11 protein-coding genes are annotated in these 20,669 nt (G+C 73.7%); 5 read left to right on the top strand and 6 right to left on the bottom strand.

What is annotated here, in order from left to right; genetic code table 11:
- Positions 1 to 12: 12 nt before the first annotated feature.
- The 3 genes from FXF68_RS22950 to FXF68_RS22940 all read left to right on the top strand — a co-directional run bounded on the left by FXF68_RS22950 (position 13) and on the right by FXF68_RS22940 (position 7,960).
- Positions 13 to 6,555: a HEAT repeat domain-containing protein gene (locus FXF68_RS22950; RefSeq protein WP_148762520.1), complete on the top strand. Its 6,543-nt coding sequence runs from the start codon at positions 13 to 15 to the stop codon at positions 6,553 to 6,555.
- A 42-nt stretch (positions 6,556 to 6,597) separates the two neighbouring features.
- Positions 6,598 to 7,002, top strand: a complete 405-nt coding sequence (locus FXF68_RS22945; protein ID WP_148762518.1) for a DUF5959 family protein — start codon at positions 6,598 to 6,600, stop codon at positions 7,000 to 7,002.
- Positions 7,003 to 7,168: 166 nt separating this feature from the next.
- The gene (locus tag FXF68_RS22940) at positions 7,169 to 7,960 is read left to right on the top strand and encodes a hypothetical protein (protein ID WP_148762516.1); all 792 of its coding nucleotides are present in this window, start codon (positions 7,169 to 7,171) and stop codon (positions 7,958 to 7,960) included.
- Here the strand turns inward: FXF68_RS22940 and FXF68_RS22935 are convergent.
- The 5 genes from FXF68_RS22935 to FXF68_RS22915 form a co-directional block, all read right to left on the bottom strand.
- On the bottom strand, positions 7,953 to 11,519 hold the full coding sequence (locus FXF68_RS22935) for a P-loop NTPase fold protein (protein WP_148762514.1): 3,567 nt from the start codon (positions 11,517 to 11,519) through the stop codon (positions 7,953 to 7,955). The two genes, FXF68_RS22940 and FXF68_RS22935, sit on opposite strands and share 8 nt — an antisense overlap.
- 34 nt (positions 11,520 to 11,553) lie before the next feature.
- Positions 11,554 to 14,538: an FxSxx-COOH system tetratricopeptide repeat protein gene (gene fxsT, locus FXF68_RS22930; RefSeq protein WP_148762512.1), complete on the bottom strand. Its 2,985-nt coding sequence runs from the start codon at positions 14,536 to 14,538 to the stop codon at positions 11,554 to 11,556.
- Complete coding sequence (locus FXF68_RS22925; protein ID WP_148762510.1) at positions 14,535 to 15,569, bottom strand: AAA family ATPase; 1,035 nt, start codon at positions 15,567 to 15,569, stop codon at positions 14,535 to 14,537. The genes fxsT and FXF68_RS22925 overlap by 4 nt, the downstream gene beginning before the upstream one ends.
- Positions 15,566 to 17,551 (bottom strand): VMAP-C domain-containing protein, encoded by a 1,986-nt coding sequence (locus tag FXF68_RS22920; protein ID WP_187438057.1) that lies wholly within the window; start codon positions 17,549 to 17,551, stop codon positions 15,566 to 15,568. Before FXF68_RS22920 ends, FXF68_RS22925 begins: the two co-directional genes overlap by 4 nt.
- Before the next feature lie 156 nt (positions 17,552 to 17,707).
- A complete protein-coding gene (locus FXF68_RS22915; protein WP_148762506.1) occupies positions 17,708 to 18,751 on the bottom strand; it encodes a helix-turn-helix transcriptional regulator in 1,044 nt (347 codons plus the stop codon).
- 134 nt (positions 18,752 to 18,885) lie between these two features.
- Between FXF68_RS22915 and FXF68_RS22910 the strand changes: the two genes are divergently transcribed.
- Positions 18,886 to 19,266: an RICIN domain-containing protein gene (locus FXF68_RS22910; protein ID WP_187438056.1), complete on the top strand. Its 381-nt coding sequence runs from the start codon at positions 18,886 to 18,888 to the stop codon at positions 19,264 to 19,266.
- A 135-nt stretch (positions 19,267 to 19,401) separates the two neighbouring features.
- Entirely contained in the window at positions 19,402 to 19,770 is a 369-nt protein-coding gene (locus FXF68_RS22905; protein WP_148762502.1) for a bleomycin resistance protein, read from the top strand.
- On the opposite strand, the gene FXF68_RS22900 is transcribed toward FXF68_RS22905, so the two are convergent.
- Entirely contained in the window at positions 19,767 to 20,450 is a 684-nt protein-coding gene (locus FXF68_RS22900) for a pentapeptide repeat-containing protein (RefSeq protein WP_148762500.1), read from the bottom strand. The two genes, FXF68_RS22905 and FXF68_RS22900, sit on opposite strands and share 4 nt — an antisense overlap.
- Positions 20,451 to 20,669 lie beyond the last annotated feature (219 nt).

The raw sequence follows: 20,669 nt of genomic DNA, 5'->3' as shown, positions 1-20,669 counted from the left end.
CGGGCGCCGCCGGTGACCGCCCCCGACCGTGCCGACCCGCCGCGGCAGGACGTCGCCGCGGAGCGTGACGCCTACACGGCCGGGCGCGACCAGCACCTGACCGTCCACAACACCACCTACTACGGCGAGCCGCGCGCACGCCCGAAACCGCTGCGCGTGCTCGTCTCCTGGACGTCGGACGACCTGCGCGACCACCGCGAGCAGGTGCGCCGCGCGCTGCGCCGGGTCGGGGTGGAGGAGGTCGAGTCCGACGCGGCGACGCGTCCGCTCGCCGACCACCTGGACGAGGTGCGCCGCTGCGACCTGTTCCTGTGCGTCCTCGCGTGGCGGTACGGGCCGGTGCCCGAGGGCGGCGAGCACTCGCTGCCCGAGCTGGAGCTGCGCGCCGCGCGGGAGGCCGGGGGCGAGTCGCTCGTGTTCCTGCTGAGCGACCGGGAGCCGTGGCCGCCCGGCGCGATGGACCGCGGCGAGGCCGCGGGCCGCGTCGACGCGCTCCGCGCCGAGCTGGCGTCCGGCGAGGGCTGCGAGGAGTTCACGACCCCGGCCGACCTCGGCGCCCGCGTCGAGGAGCTGGTGACGCCGCGCGGCCTCGGCGAGGAGCCCGGCTCGCGCGCGGACGCGGCGACGGCCGCGCACTGGCGGGCCTACCGGCGGCGGCTGATCGAGGAGTACGGGCGGCTCGACCTGGAGGCGCTGACCCCGCCCGAGCGGGAGGAGTACCTCCAGCTCTGGCTGCGCGACGTGTTCGTTGAACCGGACGTCCGGCAGGACGCGCCGCCCGTCGAGCTGCCGAAGGAGCTGTGGCGCAAGCTCCAGGACGCCAAGGAGCTGTCGCCGTCGGACGTCCCGCGCGGGCTGGGGCTGAACCGCGACGACCTGGAGAAGGTCCGCCAGGTGTACCGGACGCGCCCCACCCGGGCGCTGTTCGACGTGGCGGCGCGTCCGACCGAGCGGCTGTGCGTGCTGCTCGGCGACCCGGGCGCCGGGAAGTCGACGGTCGCCCGCTACCTGGCGCTCGCCCTCGCGCAGGACCGGCTGCCCCCGCGGCTCGCCGACCTCGACGGCCACGAGCCGGTGCTGATCGAGCTGCGCGACTACGCGGCCGAGCGCGCCCGCAACCGGTGCGCCGGGTTCGGCGACTACCTGGCGCACCGGGCGCGCACCGACGGGCTCGGCGTCCCGGCCGAGGCGCTGGAGGCGCGGCTGTCCGGCGGCGGCCCGGCGCTGGTGATCTTCGACGGGCTGGACGAGCTGTTCGACCCGCGCGAGCGGGAGGCGGTGGCCCGGGAGATCGCCTGGTTCGCGTCGTCGCATCCGACCGCGCGGGTGCTGGTGACGTCCCGGATCGTCGGGTACCGGCGGCGGATCCTGGAGGAGGCGGGGTTCACGCACTACACCGTCCAGGATCTCGGGGGCGACCAGATCGAGGAGTTCCTGACGTCCTGGTACGGGCTGGCGCTGCACGACCGTCCCGCGCTGGCGGAGCAGCGGCGGCTGCGGCTGACCGGCGCGATCGACGACTCCCCGCCGATCCGCGAGCTGGCCGGGAACCCGCTGCTGCTGACGATCCTCGCCATCATCGGCAAGCACCGGGAGCTGCCGCGCGAGCGCTGGAAGGTGTACGACCACGCGGCCGGGGTCCTGGTCGAGCACTGGGACGTCAACAAGCACCTCTCCGACGCCCGCATCGACGCCGACGTGATCCGCGAGGATGACAAGAAGGACCTGCTGCGCAGGCTCGCCTACCGCATGCAGCTCGGCACCGAGGGCCTCGCCGGGAACCACATCTGGAAGGACGACCTCGTCGACGAGATCGTCGGCTACCTGCAAGGACGCTTCCAGTACGACCTGGCCCGCGCCACCGCCATCGCGAACGCGATCGTCGAGCAGTTCCATGAGCGCAATTTCGTCCTCGCCCGGTACGGGCCGCGCATTTACGGGTTCGTGCACCGGGCCCTGCTGGAGTTCTTCTGCGCGAGCGAGATCGTCGCCCGGTTCGAGAAGACCCGCGCCCTGACCGAGGAGCAGCTCCGCGAGGAGGTCTACGAGGCCCACTGGGAGGACCCGGCCTGGACGGAGGTGCTCCGCCTCGTCGCCGGGATGGTGGACGCCACCGTCACCGGCCGCCTGCTGGAGCACCTGCTGCGGCGGGTCGAGCCGGTGCGCACGACCGTCCTGGACAGGCCGCCGCTCGGCGCGGTGACGCTCGCCGTGCAGTGCCTGGCCGAGGTGCGCAGCCTCGGGTCCGCCGAGCAGTCGGCCCGCGCGCTGCTGGACGCGATCATCGAGCTGCTGCGCGCGCCCGACCGGTCCTTCGCCGACGACCGGCAGGAACGCCTGGAGACGGCGGCGCTGCCCGCCATCGCCGCCATCGGCCCCGCCTGGCCCGGACGCGACCACTTCCTGCACTGGTTCCGGCAGCACGCGTCGGCGTTCGTGAGCTGGCGCGCCTGCCGCCTCGCGCCGCGCATCCTCGCCGCGCTGTACTCCGACACCCCGTCCGTCCGGGCCATGCTCGCGGACATGGCGCGGCACGACGGCGTCGCGGGCCAGCGCCGGACGTGCCTGCTCGCCGTCGTGGAACGCTGGCCCGACCATCCCGGAACACGCGAACTGGTCGCCGGCCTGCTGCACGACCACGCCGACGCGCTCCGGCAGACGGCCGTCGAGCAGCTCGCCGCGCACTGGCCGGACGACCCCGGCACGCGCGCGGCCGTCCACGAGGCGCTGTTCGACGCGGCCGCCGACGTCCGGCAGGCGGCGGTGGAGCAGGTCGCCGCGCGCTGGCCGCGCGAGCCCGCGACGCCGGCGGCCGTCCAGGGGCGGCTCGGCGATCCCGACCCGGACGTTCGCGAAGCCGCGTTGGAGCAGCTCACGGCGAACTGGGCGACGCGCCACGGCACCCTCGACGCCGTGCACCGCGCCGCGCGGGACCCGCACTGGTCGGTGCGCCGCGCCGCGGTCCGCGCGCTGGACTCGTCGTGGGCGCGCGTCGCCGAGACCCTCGCCGTGCTGCGGCACGCCGCCGTGGACGTCGACGAGGACGTCCGGCAGGCCGCGATCCGCGCGCTCGCGGACCGCTTCGCCGACGACCCCGGCACGTACCCGGCCGTCCTGGACGCCGTCACCGACCCGGACCCGCAGGTCGGCGCGGTCGCGGTCGAGCAGCTCGCGAGCCGGTGGCCGGACCGTCCGGAGACCCTGGACGCGCTGCGCCGCGCCTGCCGCAGCCCGCACGGCGACGTCCAGTGCGCGGCGGCCGTCGCGGTCGCGCGCCGCGCGGACGGTCACGCCGATCCCACGGCGGCGCTCCTCGAACGGCTCGGCGACCCGCGCAACGAGGACGTCCGGCAGGCCGCGCTCGAACTCGTCGGCGAGCACCGGGCCGGGCGTCCCGAGGTGCTGCGGGCCGTCCTGCGCGCGACGGCCGACCCGGTGGCGGCGAACCGGGTCGCGGCGATGCGCGTCCTGTCCCGGTACTGGCCCGCGCATCCCAAGCTGCGGGACGCCTGCCTGTCGTCGGTGTGCGAGTTCGAGGCGGACGTCCGCAAGGCCGGGATGGAGACGCTCGCCGCGCACTGGGCCGGCGACCCGGCCCTGCTTCCCGTGTTCCTCGCGGGCGCGCGGGACGCCGCCTGGATGGTCCGCAAGGTCGCGCTCGAAACCCTCGCCGCGCGCTGGAGCGACCACCCGGACGCGGTCGCCGCCATCGAGCGGCTCACCCGCGACCCGGCCGGGCTGATCCGCGACGCCGCGCTGGAGGCGCTCGTCGCGCTCGGCGCCGACCAGCGGCGCGCCGCCGACGCGCTCGACGACCCGCACCGGGGCGCCAGGCGCAGCGCCCGCCGCCTGCTCGCCGGACGCTGGCAGGCGGGCTGGACGCAACGGACGCACGTCACCGCGGCCCTGAACTCGCCGCTCGGGGCCGTCCGGCGGACCGCGCTCGCGTCCCTGGTCGAACGGTTCGGCGCAGAACCCGAAACGTGGGAAACGGTCGAGCGCGCCCTCGCGGACAACGACGTGGACGTGCGGCTCCTCGCCCTCGGCGCGCTGCTCGCCGCCACCCGGGACCGCGACCGTGGTTTTGAGCGCGACCGTGGTTTTGAGCACGTCCGTGGTTTCGAGCGCGTCCGGACGGCCGTCCTCGACGCCACCCGCGACCCCGAAAGCGAGGTCAGGGGGCTGGCGCTGCGCGTCCTGCTGGTGCGGTGGCGCCACGACCCCGGCACCGGCGCCGCCGCGCGGCGGATGCTCGACGACCTGTCCGGCGACGTCCGCCGGACGGCGGTGGAGGCGCTCGTCCTGTCCGACCCGGACTCCCCCGAGACCTTCGACCGGCTGACCCTGGCCTGCCAGGACGACGACGGCGAGACCCGCAAACGGGCCGTGGAGGCGCTCGCGGCGCACCGTCCCGGCTTCCCGGGGGCGGCGGCGGCGATGCTGGCCGCGTCCGAGGACACGTCCGCCGAGGCCCGCCGGGGCGGCGTCAAGGCGCTGAGCCTGCGCTGGCGGGACGAGGACGGCGTGTTCGAGCGGGTCGCGCGCGCCGTGTGCGACCCGTCCGAGAACGTCCGGCTCACCGCGCTCGCCGCCCTCACGACCCGCTGGCCCGCGCACCCCGAGACGCCCGCCCTGGTCCGGCGCCTGCTCTGGGACGAGACGTCCCGCGTCCGCGGCGCCGCCGACCTGTGCCTCGCGTTCCTCGGCGCGGCGGAGGCGCGGTCGCTGCCGCTGGACCGCCCGGCCGCCGCGGCGGCGGCGGCGCACCCCGACTCGCGCGTCCGGGTGACCGGGCTGTCGCGGCTCCTGCTCGCCTGGCCGGACGCGCCGGAGACGCGGCGCGCCGTCCGGATCGCCTTCCAGGACGAGGTGTGGCCCGTCCGCGGCCTCGCCTTCGCCGACCTCGTCCGCCGGATGCCGGACCCCGGCGCGGCGGCGGTGCTCGAAGCCGGGCTGCGGTCGCCGTCCGAGGCCGTCCGCGAGCTGGCGCTGTGGGGCCTCGCCACCGCGCGGCCCGGCGACCCCCGGTGCCGCGGCTGGATCGAGCGGGCGCTCGACGACCCGGAGCCGAACGTCCGGGACACGGCGGTCGACCTCGTCGCCCGCCTCTACACCGGCCACGACGAGTGGCTCCGCCGCAAGACCGCCGACCCGTCCGCGCGCGTGCGGGTCCGGGCCCTGAGCTGGCTCGCGGCGCTGCGCCCCTCGTCGCCCGCGACCGTGCGGACACTGGCGCGGTGCGCCGGGGACCCGGACGACGACGTCCGCGCGGCGGCGCTCGAAGCGCTGCTCGTCCAGTGGCCGGACGCGCCCGAGACCAGGGACGCCCTGCACCTGCTGAGCCGCAGCCCCGTCGTCGACGACCGCGAAATGGCCCGCGAGACGCTCGACCGGCGGGATCGGCGCCGTCCACGCGACCTGGCCGAGACGGTCCGCGCCGCCGGGCACGGGCACCCCGCCCGGCGGGCCGACGCCCTCCACGAGCTGTTCCTCCGCTGGCCGGACGCGCCTGAAGCACTGCGCGCCCTGCACGAGGCCGCCGCCGCCGGGCCCGTCCTCCTCAGGTACACGGCGCTCCGCGAGATCGGCGCGCTGTGGCTGCGCGACCCCGGTTCCCTGGCCGCCGTCCACCGCGCCGTGGAGGACGAGGACGGCGGCGTCCGCTACAAGGCCCACGCGGTCCTCTCGGACGGGTACCACCCGGACGGCCTCCACGTGCTCGTCCCCGCCGCGCGGACCGACCCGTACTGGGCGCTGCGCGCGCTGGCGATGCGGCACCTGGTGATCCGCCGGCCGTTCGATCCGGAAACCGTGGAAACTCTGCGGGAGATGACGGCCGACCGGGACTGGTACATCCGCCGGGTGGCGTTCGACCTCCTCCACCAGGCGGCGCGGACCCGTGCCGAGGACCCGTGGCCGGGCGCCTGCGACCCGAACGTCGCCACCGAGGGGGCGCTGCGGCACGTCCTCGTCGCGGGGGACCGCCCGCTGCCGCTCACGCCGACCGGCCTGCGCCCCCTCTGGGACGGCGACCCGCGCCGGGCCGCGCTCATCACCGCCCACCTGCGCGGCGACGACCCGGACCTGCGGCCGGCGCTCGCCCCGGCGGCGCTGGGCGACGACCACGCCGTCCACGGCCCGGCCCTCGCCGCGCTCGCCGCCTGGTGGCCGGACGCCCCGGAAACCCGGGAAACACTGCTGGCCGCGGCGCGCCACGACTGCCCCCGCGTCCGCGGCGCCGCGCTCGCGGCGCTCTACACGCGGCCGGACGACACCGTCCGCGCCCTGGCCCGCGAGGCCCTGACCGACCCGGTCGCGCCGATCCGCCACACCGCCCTGAACTTCCTCGACGTGACCGGCCCGCTCGACACCGCGACCCTCCTGCGCCTCACCGCCGACCCCGACGAGGACGTGGCGATGCGCGCGATGGAGTCCCTCGGCGTCCGGGAGCCGGACGACCCGGCGGTCTGGGACGAACTCCGGGAATCCGCCGCCGCCTGCCAGACCCCGGCCCCGGCCCGGTGGCTGGCCTGGCGCCGCGAGACCGCCCGCTGAAACCGTCCCGCGGCGAGCGGCGCACTAACTACGATGAGCCCGGTGACGAGCAATGACATTCCGGACTTGATCCATTTCGCCGACGAGCACGGGAACAGCGTCGTCCTCCGCGTGACCGAACTGGAGGCGGAACGGCTGACCGGTCGGATCGAGGTCCGCAGCGCCTTCGTCAACGGCGAGGTGACCACGACGGTCGACGCCGCGGACCTCGACGAATGGGAAACGGTCCTCGACGACCTGCACGAAGGCGACAACACGGCCTGGCGCGAGGACACGCGCGCCCCCGAGATCTGGCTCGAAGTGGACGACGAGGACCGCCTGCTCGTCTCCGTCATCGACCGCCAGGGGTCGTCCAGCACCGCCGAGCTCCTCGTCGCCGTCCCCGAGAACTGGCTGGACGACCACTACGACCGCCTTTCCGCCATCCGCAAACTCCAGGCCGGATAGCACCGGGCGGACGCCATTCCCCGGTCGCTGAGACAATGGCCGGGGAGGACGTGTGACCGTATTCGTGTGCGCACATTGTGAGGCCGTTCTCACCGCCCCGGTTTCGCGGGTTGCGCTGCCCGTTCACGCCTATCAGCGATATGGCCATCGACTCCTTCCCGCGCTGATGAGGTCCGGGACGTTCGCCGTGGAGCCGGAGCCGACCGGCCCGCCGTGGCGGGAGCGGAGCGAGACCGGGGCGGACGAGGCCGCGGCGCGCGGCGTGTACGCGCCGGTGCGCAGCCTGTCCTACAGCCCGCCGGACGCGGTCGCGGTCGCGCCGGGGGACGTCCGCGGCACCGTCCTGATCCCCGAGCGGTGCGACGGCTACTGCATGGGCCTGGACGGCCGCAACGGCCCGAACCTCGCGTGCGCTCAATGTGGGCAGCCTGTGGCGACCCGCGTCGACGACTGCGGGTTATGGCAGGTGACCTGGCTGGACTCACGGTCCGTGCGCGGAGTCCCCGACGACGAACCCGAGCCCCGAGTGATCGGGTGGGACGAGCTGGCCGCGCGGGACGAGCTGACGGAGCGGGACGAGCTGGCGCGAACGCCGCCGATCGAACCGCCTGAGTCCTGGAACCCGGTGTGGGAGGCGGCGGCCGGGGCGGCGCTGCCCCACCTGCTGGTCGGCGCGTCCGGCGGGCCGGTGGCCGTCCCCGAGGGGCTGCTCGCCGACGCGTTCCGCACCGCGCTCGACGCGCTGCTCCCGTCCGGCCCGCCGCCGAAGAGCCTGGCCCTCGCCGGGCCAGGCCTGCCCGCCGCCGACGCTGACATCGTCCTGGTCCCGCGCCATCCGCAGACGGGCCGGGTGTGGGCGGTGCCGCCCGGCAGTGCGCACCCTGTGCCGCTGGCCGCGGAGGTGTGGACGTGGCTGGCGACCGATCAGAACCGGACGCCCGCCCCGCCGCCTAGATGAAGCGGGGGGCGATGGGGGCTATTTCGGGGCCTTCGCGGAGGAAGGTGCGGAGGTCGTCGCCCCAGCCGGGTGGTAGGGCGGGGGACGCGGCGGGGTCCGGCTGCTGGTCGGATTGGACGTCGAAGACCGGGAAGATCGTGCGGAGTTCGGTCGTCCAGCCGGACGGGTCGCCCTCGCGGGCCGTGCGTTCCAGGCGGTCGAGGGGGTGCTCGGACGCGGCGGTCGCGGTGGACGCGCCCAGCATGCTGATGACGTGCGGCCACCGGATCGCGAAGGCCGCGAGTTTGGCGATCTGCTCCTGGTCGGGCGCGGGCGCGCCGAGGAGCCGCTGCCTTTCGGCGACGAAACTGTAGAAACGGAACAGGTTGACGAACCGCTTGATCTCGCGTGGATTGCGGGATCCGAGCACGGGGAGGGAGCGGGCGAGCACGGCGTGCGCGTCCAGGTCGCTGTACAGGTCGGACACGACGCGGTCGGCGGCGGCCAGGGTTTCCGGGGTGAGCGGCTCCGGCAGGTCGAGCAGTTCGCGTTGGACGGCGAGTGCCGTTTCGCGGAGCGTGTCGGGGGTTGGTTGGCGGGCGCGGATGCGGCTCTCTATCTCGGCTATCTGCTCGATCGAGGAAGTGTCCGGGGCCTCGACGATGCGTTCTGGTGTTTCGTCGGGGAGCGGAATGGCCGGAGAAGGGGCCTGTCGTCGGATCCGGACCCGCCGGTCCCCTGGGACGAAGGGCGAGGTGCGCGCTACGCGGCGTTCCCCGGAGGGTGCACTTCCGGGGCGGGGTTTCGGGGTGTGAGCTTCGACGAGGGAGCGCAGGTAGTCGTCGATCTCGCCGTTCCCGCCGGGCGCCGGGACGCTCAGCGGCAACTGGACGATCTTCTCCAGGAAGCGCCAGCCGAGCGTCGACCAGTCCCCGGCCAGCCGTCCGTCGCGTTGGGCCTTGACGAGGTCCTGGTAGGCGACCTCGACGTGCGCGGCGACCGCGCCCGGCTCCATGCCCAGCACGAACACGCAGTTGGGGAACTCGCCCGCGAGGAACAGGTTCACGGCTTCGATGACCTGGGTGACCGCGCTGGGCGAGCAGCGGTCGAGGTCGTCCACGAAGACGACCAGGGGACGTTCCGGGGTGGCGATGAGGTCCAGCACCCGTTTCATGTCGCTGTGGACGAGGTGCAGGAAGCCCAGCCGTCCCGCGTAACCGGGGTCGGGCACGATCGTGTCGAAGCCGGTCTTGGCCTGGTCGGCGAGGAGGCGCTGGCTTCCGCCGAGGATGTCCGGCTTGCGGACGAGCGCGGACAGCGGCCCCGACGCGGCCTTCCCGAGGAAGGACAGCGTCTTGCCCGTCCCGCCGACGAGGAGCACGACCGTCCCGGTGCCGAGCACCCCGGCGGACAACCCGCGCAACACGCCGCGCAGCGGGTCCACGAGTTGTCCGACGGCGAGCCAGGCCAGGGTGACGAGGAACGCGACGACCCATACCGCCAGGAAAGGGAGGAGCCGTTCGGCCAGCAGCCGGTACCAGCGGCGCCGGATGACGCTGCGGTCGATCCGCGCGAGGTTGAGCCTGAGCCAGAACCGTTCGCGGTCGGCCACGGGGAGCCGCTCGGTGACCTGCGTGATGATCTCGTGAGCCAGCCCGGCCCAGATCTGCTCGCCGTTCTGGTACATCCACGGGTTGAACCACACGGTCGGACGCCAGTCGCCCGCCCGCACCGGCGCCCCCTTGGCGACATGGGCGCGCAGGCCGGACGTCGGCTCGCCCGTGGCGTCGTCCGGGCCGGGCTCGTCGGCGTGGAGCAGGATCTCCAGGTTGGTGACCCCCGATCCGGGAGTTGCGCTCGCGCGCCGGAGCAGCTTGCGCCATCGGCTGCGGGACGGCTTGTTACGGCTGTTTCGGCGGTCCAGGCGGATGGTGCAGGGACGTTCGCCGTCGCGCGGGTCGAGGTTGTTCTGGATCATCCGCATCAGCGAGGTCTTGCCCGCGCCCCACGGCGCCTTCAACCCGATGGTGAGCGGCGGGCGCGTCTGCCTGTGCCTGATGAACTCCGCGATCGCGTCGGCGTAGTGGGAGTAGGAGAGGCGGTCGCGGAGCGTCCAGTAGTCCCTGGTGATCGTCGGCTCCGGCTGCGGCCGGTACCCGCGCTCCATCAGGAAGAACCGCCGCGCCCGGTCGCGGACGGCGGCCAGTTCGATCGCCTCCTCCGCCTCCTCGGCGCGTTCGCGTGCGAACTCCCGGACGGGATCGTGGGTGCGGATGACCTGGCCGTCCTGCCACGTGTAGAGGAGGTGGACGTCCACCAGCCGGTCGATCGCCTTGTCCACCTCGTCGGGCGTGAGCTCGTCGCCGACGAGGAACGGGAGGAGGCGGCGCGGGAGCTCCTCGTGCTCGTCCACGAGCGCCAGCCTCCGCAGCACCAGCCTCTCAGCGTCGCCCAAGCTCTCGTAGAGCCGCGCCAGCAGCCATCCCTCTGGCTGGCCTTCTCTCCCCCAATCCGGCGCGAAGAGAGGTTCCGCTCCAGGCATGGACGGGTGCGCGGTGAGCACCGCCCCGGCGAGGTGCAACATCAACGGCGACCTGCCGCACAGTTCGATGAATTGGAGCGCCGCGTCCGAGTTGAGTCTTCCCGGCCCCACCGCCGGTGAGAGGATCGCGAGCCCGTCCTCCTCCGAGACCCCCTCGAGGTCCACCAACTGGAGATCCGGTGCGGCGAAAGTCCCTGTGCACGTGACCAGCAGCAGCGATCGGCCGTCGCCCTCCCGAAGCAGCGCGTCGATCATGTCGAAGCCGTCCGGCCTGGAGACGTCGTCGAGGACGATCAGCAGCCGCCGTGAGGCCAGCAGGTCGCGCAGCGCCGCGGTGCGCTCGGCGAACGTCTCCGGCACCGCGTCGGACGCGACGCCGAGCGCTCGGAGCAGGCCGCCCAGCACGGTCCTGACCCGATCCGACTCCGGATGCAGGTGCGCGAGGTTCGCGAAGAGGACGCCGTCCGGGAACTCGCCCTCGACGTGGCGGGCGAAGGCGACCGCCAAGGAGGTCTTGCCGATCCCCGGAGGGCCGCCGAGCACCAGGAGCTGGGACGTCGACTGGCTAAGGGAGGACTGGCCGAGCCACAGCGAAAGGAGCCAGTGTCGGTCGAAGTCCGCCATGGACGGCGGTAGCGGCGACGGCAGCGGCGGGAGTGCGAACGCCGCGAGTTCCCGCTGGACCTCTTCGGAAGGCGCCGGGGCGGTTTCCGTCGCCAGCGTCCGCATCAGCTGGGTGTGCCGGAGGCGCCAGTGATCCAGGTCGAAGGCCGGAACCTCGGTCGGGAGCTGCAGTTCCCCGGCGAGGACGCGGCAGACGCTCACGAAGGTGACGACGAACTCCCAGGTGGGCGCCGACCGTCCGGCGAGCTTGTCGCGGACGGTGCTCGCGCTGAGCCGGAGCCCGCGTTCGCGTTCGCTGACCTGCTCCAGCCGCCGCAGCGGCGGGCCACCGGCCGCGTCCAGCACGGCCCGCAGTTCCTCGCCGAACTCGCGGAGCGCCTCGGCGCGGGGGTTCTCCGAGCTGTCGCCGGTCACGGCGCTCCCTTCCTCATCACCGGAGTCACCGGGGTCAGGCGGACAACTGCCGCGTCATCGCCTGGACGTCGGGGTGGTCCTTGCCGTACATCCCCGTCCAGCGGAGCCGGGCCGGTTCGCCGAGTTCGCGGGCGCTGCGCCGGTCGCCGCTCGCCTGGAGGTACCGCACCTGGGACAGGACGAGCCCGCGCACCTCCGGCAGATCGCAGTCGTACGCCTCGGACGGCAGCAGATGCGGCTGGATCTCCTTGAACCGCGGCCAGTTGTCCGGATCGGCCGGGTCGGCGGGCGCGTGCCGCAGCAGCAGGAGGTGGACGGCGTGCGCGAGGCCCACCCGGCGGAGCGGCGACATCGACTCCTTGCGGCGGACGACCGCCTGGATCAGCCGGTGCACCTCGACCGTCCGGCGGGCGGCGTCGACGCGGGCGAGCGCGAAGCGGCGCAGGTCGCGGAGCGCGAGGTCGAAGGCGACCGAGTCGCCGAGCGTCCCGCCGAGCGCCGAGGGGAGGACGGTGTCCGCGTCGGTCGTCAGCATGGCGAGCGGGATGGGTTCGGGCGCGAAGAGCGCGCACAGCTCCAGCAGTTCGACGGCCGCCGGGTTGTCGGCGCGGAGCCGGTCGATGGCCATCTGCCACGTCGCGTACAGCGACACCGGGTAGCCGGGCGGGAGGTCGTCCGACAGCATCGACGGGAGGACGTCCTCGAACCGCCGCAGGTGCTCGTCGATCGGCATGCTGGTCGACGCCTGCCATTCGGCGGCCTGGACGAGCGCGATCGGCAGCCCGCCCGCGGCCTGCGCCATGCGCGCGGCGTCGGCGTCGGAGAGGCCGCGTTCGGCGGGCAGGTGGCGGCGCAACAGGCGAACGCTCTCCTCCGGAGTCAGGACGCCGACGTCGATCGCGTCCGTCCGCAGCGACCAGACGGGGTTGCGCGACGTGACGAGCAGGTGGCCGGGTCCCTCGGGGAGGAGTTCGCCGAGTTCCTCTGGACGGTCGGCGTTGTCGTAGACCATGAGCCAGTGGCCGCACGGCTCGCCGCTGCGCAGCGCCGCGAGCGCCCGCGACCACGGTTCACCGCCCGTGGTGTCGGCACCGGGCGGGGCGCCGCCGTCCGGTCCGAGGCGGTGGGCCAGCTCGGTCAGCGACGCCCTGACGCCTGCCCGCTGCTGCGCCGGAACCCACCAGACCAGGTCGTAGTCGTCCCCGTAACGGTGCGCGTACTCGATGGCGAGCTGAGTCTTGCCGACGCCGCCCATCCCGTGAAGGGTGCAGGTCAGCAGGGCCGATCCGCCCGCCTCCAGCTTGGCGCGCAGCTTCGCGAGCATCGGCTCGCGTCCCGTGAACCGCGGGTTGGCGCTCGGCACCGCCCCCCAGATCGGCGAAACCCGCCTCGCCCGCGGAGGCCACGCCGGGGCCTGCCGCGGGACATCGCCCCGAGCGTCACCCGGGGCATCGCCTGGGGTGTCGCCGGGAGTGCCGTCCGGAGCGGTGCCGGGTGCGGCGTCCGGGACGCGGGCCGGGCGGCGTTGGCGGACGGGGGTGCCCGCGCCGCGCAACGACTGGAGCACCATCCGGTTGACGATGGCGAACCCCATGTTCGAGGAATCGTCCAGGAGGGCGCGCTGCGAGCTGGACACGTCCGCGAGCAGGCCCAGCACGCGCGTCGCCTCGGTTCGCGTCAGGTGTCCGACCAGGACCTCGCGGACGCCCGGCCGGAAGTCGTACCGGACGCTGTCCGGGGAACGCGCGCGGCCCGCGTCGTCCTGGCGGAGCAGGAGCCCGCCGAGGAAGACCTCCGCGAGGTGCCCGTTCGTCGAATGCGGCGCCATCTCGGCCTGCACGAGTCGCATCACCGGCAGGGTCAGCACGGCGGCGGCGAAGTACCGGGCGAGGCTCCCGGCCTCCGGCGACGACACCGCGAGGAAACGCGCGACCCGCTCGGACGGCGACGGCTCCGCCTCACGCCCCGCCCCCGCCCCCGCCTCGTCGGCGTCCTCCGTCACGGGATCGACGCGGTCGCTGATGACGTGGGCGAGGCCGTTTACCCAGCCCGTGCCCGTCCCGGAGATCACCGTCGCCCACGAGTTCAGCCACCGCGGCTGGAGTTCCAGGACGGGGATCGGCACGCCCCGGGGCGCCGTCCCGTCGGCACGGTCGCGGCAGATCAGCCGGTCGTTGGACCGCCCGGCGGGCGACACGCGCTGCCAGCGGACGGACGTGAGCTCCAGCGCCGTCCGCCGCCAGAGCCGCTGCGGGAGCACCTGCACGATCGCGACGGTCTGCCTGCGTCCCCACTCGCCGAGCATCCGCTGCATCGCGCCGGTCCGCCAGGCGGCGCCCACGCAGTCGCTCAGGACGAGCACGCACTGCCGCCGCGCGGGCATCACGACCTCGCCGGGGCGGCGGCCGGACGCGCCCCCGCCCGTGCCCAGCGTCGGCCACCCGCCGCCGATCGCGCGATCGGTGTCGACCGTCCAGGTCCGGATGTCGCGGAACACCCCGAGGTGCTCGATCACCGAGCGCAACCACCGCATCGCCGGACGCCACAGGTCCATGGACGTCCCCGTGTCGACCACGAGCGCGAGGTCGAAGGCACGCTCCCGGACAGTCGGCGTCTCCGGAAGGAACAGGTGCGGCGCGGCCGGGGAGAGCGCCCGCTCGTCGAGCAGGATTCGCCGGGCGCCCGTCCCGGCGTCGCGCAACGGGCGAAACGCCCGGGCGAGGGCGCCGGCGCTCGGCATCCCCGCCGTCGCGAACAAGCCGGGATCCGGCGCCCGGACCGGCAGCGCCACACGGCCGGGCGACGGTTCGGCGGGTGCCGTGCCGGGCGGCGGTACGGCGGGCGCCGCTGTCCCAGGCGGCGTGGCGGGCGGCGTTTGGATCGGTGGCGCCGTTTCGGGTGGTTCGGCGGGCGGTGGTTCGGGGCCCGTGTGGGAGGCCAGCCAGATGGCGTCGGCGATCTCCTCGCCCGTCGGTCGCAGGCCGAGGTCGCCGAGCGCTCTGAGCAGCCGGTCGATCATTCGGGGCCGTCCGCCTCCGTCGTCCTGAGGAGGGCGTCGGCCAGCCGCCGCGCGTCCGGTCCGTCCCACGAGGTGGCGAGGTAGATGGCGTTGAGCAGCTGGTCGACGCCGACGTCGCCGCGCGTCCGGTTCTGCAGGAAGCTCTCGATCAGCTCCCCGCTGCGCGCGGTCATGTCGGGCCCGAGGTGCGCGGTGACGATGTCCACGAGCTGCAGAAGGCCGGGCGGCGCGATGCCGAGCCGCAGGCAGCGGCGCAGGAAGCCGGGCGGGAACTCCCGCTCCCCGTTACTGGTGATCACGATCATCGGGAAGGCGTGGCAGCGGACCCGCCCGTCCGGGACGACGGCCCGCCGCCCGTCCGAGGTCAGCACCGTGGCCGCGGGCTCCGCGCCGGCGATCCGCATCAGCTCCGGGATCTGGAACTCGCCCTCCTCCATGACCGACAGCAGCTCGTGCGGCAGGTCGAAGTCGCTCTGGTCGAGCTGGTCGATCAGCAGGACGCGGGGGAACCGCGCGGGCAGCAGCGCCGTGCCGAGCGGGCCCAGCCGGATGAACGACCCGATGTCCGCCGGGCGCGTCCCGCCGCTCGCGGCGATGTTCGTCTCCTGCAGCCGTCCGATGGCGTCGTACTCGTAGAGGCCGTTGCGCAGCACCGACGAGCGCGTGATCGGCCAGTACAGGACGGGCCCGAGCTTCAGCTCGTAGGCGATGCTGTAGGCGAGGGTCGACTTCCCGGTGCCGGGCAGGCCGGTGACCAGCAGCGGGCGCCGCAGGATGAGCGCGGCGTTCACCACGTCCACCACGCTCGCGTCCGGCTTGTAGGAGCGCGCCCGTTGCAGGGACGTGCCGACGTCGAACGGCTCGGGCGGCGGGTTCAGCGGGGGCCGCGGGCCGTCGGCGAGCGTCCCCCAGTTGCCGAAGTCGCGCCACGGCGGCGGGGGCGGAAGGCGCTCGATGCCGTCGTGCGGCACCCCCGTGCCACGGTAGATGTGGTGGGCCTGGAGTCCGGTCCCTGCCGTCTCCGCGGTCATCGGCTCGTGTCTCCCTCGGGAAGTTCGGGAACGTGCAGACCGCCCGGCCGGTCCGGGACGCGGCTCGGATCGTCGAAGATCACCTGGAGGCCCTTTCCTGGATGGTCGGCGCCGGCGGGCGCGGCGGCGGCCTCCCGGCGCAGGTCGCGCACCATGCGGGGAAGGTCGTCGGCGGGCGTCTCGGCGAGCCGGGACTGGAGCTCGGCGGCCGCCGCCGGGCCCGGGTCGTGCCGATGCCAGACCGCGATCGAGAAGCCGTCCCGAAGCGCGTCGAGCACCCCGCCGGGGCTGCGGTCCGCGACGAGGTAGACGGGCGCCGTGGTCCCCGGGCGGTCGTCCGCGCGCTCTTCCGGCGATCGCCGTTCCCGGGACAGGTGGGCCCGCTCCAGGCTGCGGACGACGACCGGGTACACCGTGCCGATCTCGGCCTCCGGCTCCGCGGAGTGCCCGAGCGGCCACTCCTCCACCGGGACGTTGAGCAGCGTTCGCGGCAGGACGAACTCGACCACCAGATCGTCGGCGTCCCCCGGTGGCGTGCCGGTCCCCACCGGTCCGACCAGCTCCTTGAGCAGGCGCTGGGCCTCCGGCAGGGTCACCGCCTCGTCCGGGCTGAGCAGCACGGTCGGCGGCCCGCCCGCCCGCTGCGACGACACTGTCAGCAGGAAGTGGTCGGCGTCGAGACCGTCCTCCTCCAGCTGGACGATCAAGTAGGACCGAGGGTCCGGCGCCGGGGAGGTCGTCTCGGCTCGCTCCGCCGACCACGCTTCCGGCGGCAGGCCGAGCCGTTCGCCGACCCCGGCGAGCCAGCCGCGCAGCCGCGAGCCGGTGAAGGGCTCCGCGTCCGCGGCGAGCCGCGCCACGACCTCCAGCAGGGGCGGGACGCCGGCGGGGGAGACGACGGCGTCCTCCAGCGTCCGGATGGCGGACAGGAGATCGCCGCGCTCGCCGAGCCGCGCGCCGACCGCGCCGCCCATCGCCGTCCCGACCCCTGGAGTGATCAACGTTCCGATCGCGGCGCCGCCGGACGGCGCCGCCGATGCGCCGCGGACGGCTTCGACCAGGCGGAGCAGGTCGGCCCGCTCGTTCTCGGTGAGCAGCGGCGGCGGCACCACGCGCTCGATCCGCTCCGCCAGCTGCTCGACCTCGACGCTCGCCGGGTGGAACATCCTGACCACGTCCAGCAGCGTGTGGAAGGCGCCCGGCCGCTCGGCGCACCAGTTCACGAGGGTCCACAGTTCGCGGTGTGTCTCGCCGCTGACCCCGATGCCGGGGCGCTCGCCCAGCAGCTCCCCGAGCAGTTGGTCGTAGATGCCGCGGAGCCGCCGTCCGGTGAGGTCGGGCATGTTCATGAGCGCGTCGACGATCGTCCCGGCCTCCGCCGCCGACAGGCGCGCGGCGCGGGGCGGCGGCGCCGCGAGCCCGGCGAGCGGCGGCCAGAGGTCCGCGACGGCCCGCGCGGGCAGCATGAGCGCCGTGCGCTCCGGCGCCGCCGCCGTGAGGACGCCGACCACGTTCCCCGTCTCGCCGGACAGGACGGCCGCGCCGCTGAACCCCGGCCCGAGCAGTCCGGGCGCCGCGACGTCGAGCGACCGCCGCCCCGCCGCGTCGCCGCCGCGCGCCGAGACTCGCGCGGACATCCACATCCCCTGGTCGGCGTCGCCGGGATAGCCGAAGTATCGAACCTCCATGCCGGGCGGGATGTCCTCATCCGGCCGGACGACGGGAAGCGGGTCGCACCGGACGGACGGTCCGATGAGGTTCAGCACCGCGAGGTCCCCGTGGCCGGACGACGCGGGGAACCAGCCGCCCGGCAGCACCTTGGCCGACCGGTCCTGCCCGAACGCGGGCAACTCGACCCGGACGCCGTCGACCGGACGTCCCGCCGCGCCTCCGCCGCCCGCCACGACGTGCGCGCAGGTCAGCACCAGGTGATGGTCGACCAGGAACCCGGTCCCGGCGACGAGCCCCTGCTGGTCGAGCACGCGGACACACCATGGAGGCGCGTCACCGGGCACGCTCGGCCAGCTCACCGCTCACCACCCTGAGTCATCCGAACCACCATTATTTCGGACGCCGAAGCCGTGCGGGGCGGACGCGGAGGTCTGCGCAGAGGTGTGCGCAGATATGCGCGCGCGTCATCATCTGATGAGTCTGGCGATGAGCTCCTCGCGCGCGGACACACCGAGCTTGCGGTAAATCGATTTGAAATGGTCGTTGAGGGTGTGCGGCGACATCTCCAGCCGACGCGCGATCTGCTTGGCGGCCAGCCCGTCGAGGACCTGCTCGACGACCGCGCGCTCCTTGGGCGTGAGGCCGTGCCAGAACGCCATCGCCGGGAGCAGATCGGTGCCGACGGCGGGCTGGATCGTCACCGCCACCTCCGTCCCGCCGATCAGGGGTTGAGCGTGCAGGACGATCCACCCGCGCCTGGTGGGGACGCGGGTCATCGCCGGCTTGTCCGTGGTGCGCACCGTCTGGGTGAGGATCCAGACGATGCTCTCCACCGGCGGATTCGGCGCCGTGGGCGCGTCGGCGGGCAGCGCCCCCAGCTCGTCGAGCCATCCGCGCGCGGACGGCGTCGCCGCCACGACCGTCTCGGCGGCTATGGCTCCGGCTCCGGTTCCGATGACCAGCACGCCCGGCGGGAGGTCGAGTCCCCTGGGCTCCGGCGGCGCGCCCGCCGCGTAGCGTCGCATCGCGGCGACGACGTCCCGGGCGAGCCGCTGGGCCTGGACGGACTCGTCCACCGAGAACGGCCGGGCTCCCCTCGGACGGAGCAGCACCAGCCCGCCCCACATCGTCCCCGCGTGGGCCAACGCGATGCGCAGCTCGCTGCCGACACCCTGATCGAGCATGACGTCGCGCATCGCCTCGTTGCGGCGCAGCCCCGGAGCGTCCGTGTTGAAGACGCCCACCCGGGATTGCCTGGTCCTCCGCTCAAAGGGATACGGGTGGTCGCCGTCGATGCGGTCCCCCACGATCAGCCGCCGCGCGGCCGCCTGGCTGTAGCCGTCCTCCCTCGCGAGGAAACATCCCACGCCGGTGACCGGGTCCACCCCGGCGAGCATGTACCCCTCGTGGGGGACCACTCGTCCCACCCAATGCGAGATCACCGCGCCCAGTTCGACGGTGGTCCCGACGTCCGAGGCAGCCTCGATGGACGAGCGCTCACCCCTGCTCACCCTTCCATTATCCGCCACGCAACGCATTTAGACGAGCACAGATTGTCGCATTCGTGAGCTGGGGCCCTTCGGGAAGGCACCGGCAACCCCCGAGACCTGGGGATACTCCCGCGCCCGCCGTCCGGCGACCGTTTGTGGCAGGACGGCTCACCACCCCGCGGACGAGCCCAGATCGGATCGGAGAGCAAGATGCGCAAATTCGTGATGCTGGTGCTGATGCCGACAATCACCATGCTCGGCGGGACGGGCGCCGCGACGTCCGCCTCAGCGGCCCCGGCCCCGGCCTCGGCCCCGGCGTCGGCCCCGGCCTCAGCCCAGGCGACGGCGCCGCCACCAACACCTACGACTGCCATCCGGGAAACCCGCAGTTGTGGCGGTTCAGCGGGGACACGCTGATCAGCGGCCTCAACGGCAAGTGCCTCAGCGTCCTGGCGAACAACTTCGCCGCCGGAGCGGCCGTGGTGAACTTCGGCTGCAATGGAGGCAGAGGCCAGTCCTGGCGGACGACGACCTGACCGAGACGCCCCGGAGCGACTCAAGCCCAGGCCAGAGACAATCTCTGGCCTGGGCCATTCCCTTCCCGATCCCGACTTCGACGGCCCCGGCATAACCTCACCTATAACCGCTGGACGAGGCCGCAGGAGCAGACGATGAACACTCAGGTACGCATGCTGGACGTGGCACCGGTAATCCCGGTCCGTGACCTGAAGGCCGCTCTAGACCGTTACCGCGCCCTCGGCTTCTCCGTGCGCCAGGCCGACGAAGACCACCGCTACGGATTCGCCGACTGGGGCCCCGTCTCCTTGCACCTCACCCAGTGGGACGAGCACGATCCCGCCCGAACCGGCGCCGCCATCTACCTCTACGTTTCGGACGCCGACGCCGTCCACGCCCAATGGACGAACGCAGACGTCCCCGGCCGCCTCGGCGAACCAACCGGCACCCCGTACGGCCTGCGAGAATTCGCCTACGTCGACCCGGACGGAACCCTCCATCGAGTCGGCTCGCCCGGCGTCTAATCCTCGATAGTGATCCCCATGGCCGCCGCGAGGGCGAACAGCAGCGCCTGAGCGTCAGCGGCAGGCACTGTCGCACCCTCGAAACTCTGAATGCCATTGACCCCGTAGAGGTCGCACTCAGAAAGCCGGGCGCCCTTCATGTTGGCGCCGCTGAACTGCGCACCGGTCAGCTTGCAACGCTCGAACCGGACGCCGCCGAGCTCCGCACCCTGGAAGTTCGCGTCGGTCAGGTTGCAGTCGCGAAAGACGACGCTCTTGAACCGACCGAACCGAAAGGACGAAAGGTCGGCGCGGCAATTGACGAACAGGACGTCCCGGAGCCCGCACCCGCTCATCGAGGTCCCGGTCAGGCGGCTCCCCTGGACGACCGCGTTGAAGATCCGGGAGTCGACGAGCCTGAGATTGGCCAGGTCACACGACGTGAACTCGACATCGGCGAAACCGGCGCGGCGCATCATCGTCCCGGAGAACCGCGTGTCCTGAAAGCGGCAGCGCTCGAACTCCACGTCCTCGACATCCTGCGCGGACAGATCTACGTCGCAGAACCGCGTGGACAGATAAACGCCATCATGCGCCAACTCGGCACCCGAACCGCCGACCTCCTCCAATGAACTGGGGATCTTAGGCGCCACAGGTTCTTTAAGCCGCTTCGGACGAGCCCGAACATCGTTACCTGCCACCTGCCCGACCCTACTGATCGCGAAGCCAGGACGCCCACGACTCACCAGGATCAAGAGACCCCGAACTCACCGGCCCACGAGACCACGCTCGCGGCCCGACGTCACCGACCGACCCGCTGGCTACGATCGAGCATCTCGGTCACGGCACGTCCGCCCCCTGCCGCTCCCAACCAGGCCATGCGGACAGACGATCCACTCAGTCCCAGGCCGACACCGGTA

Source organism: Actinomadura decatromicini (genome assembly GCF_008121305.1).
In the GTDB taxonomy this organism is placed as follows: domain Bacteria; phylum Actinomycetota; class Actinomycetes; order Streptosporangiales; family Streptosporangiaceae; genus Spirillospora; species Spirillospora syzygii.
The sequence above is the reverse complement of the archived record's forward strand: the minus strand, read 5'-3'. Positions and strand labels throughout refer to the sequence as shown.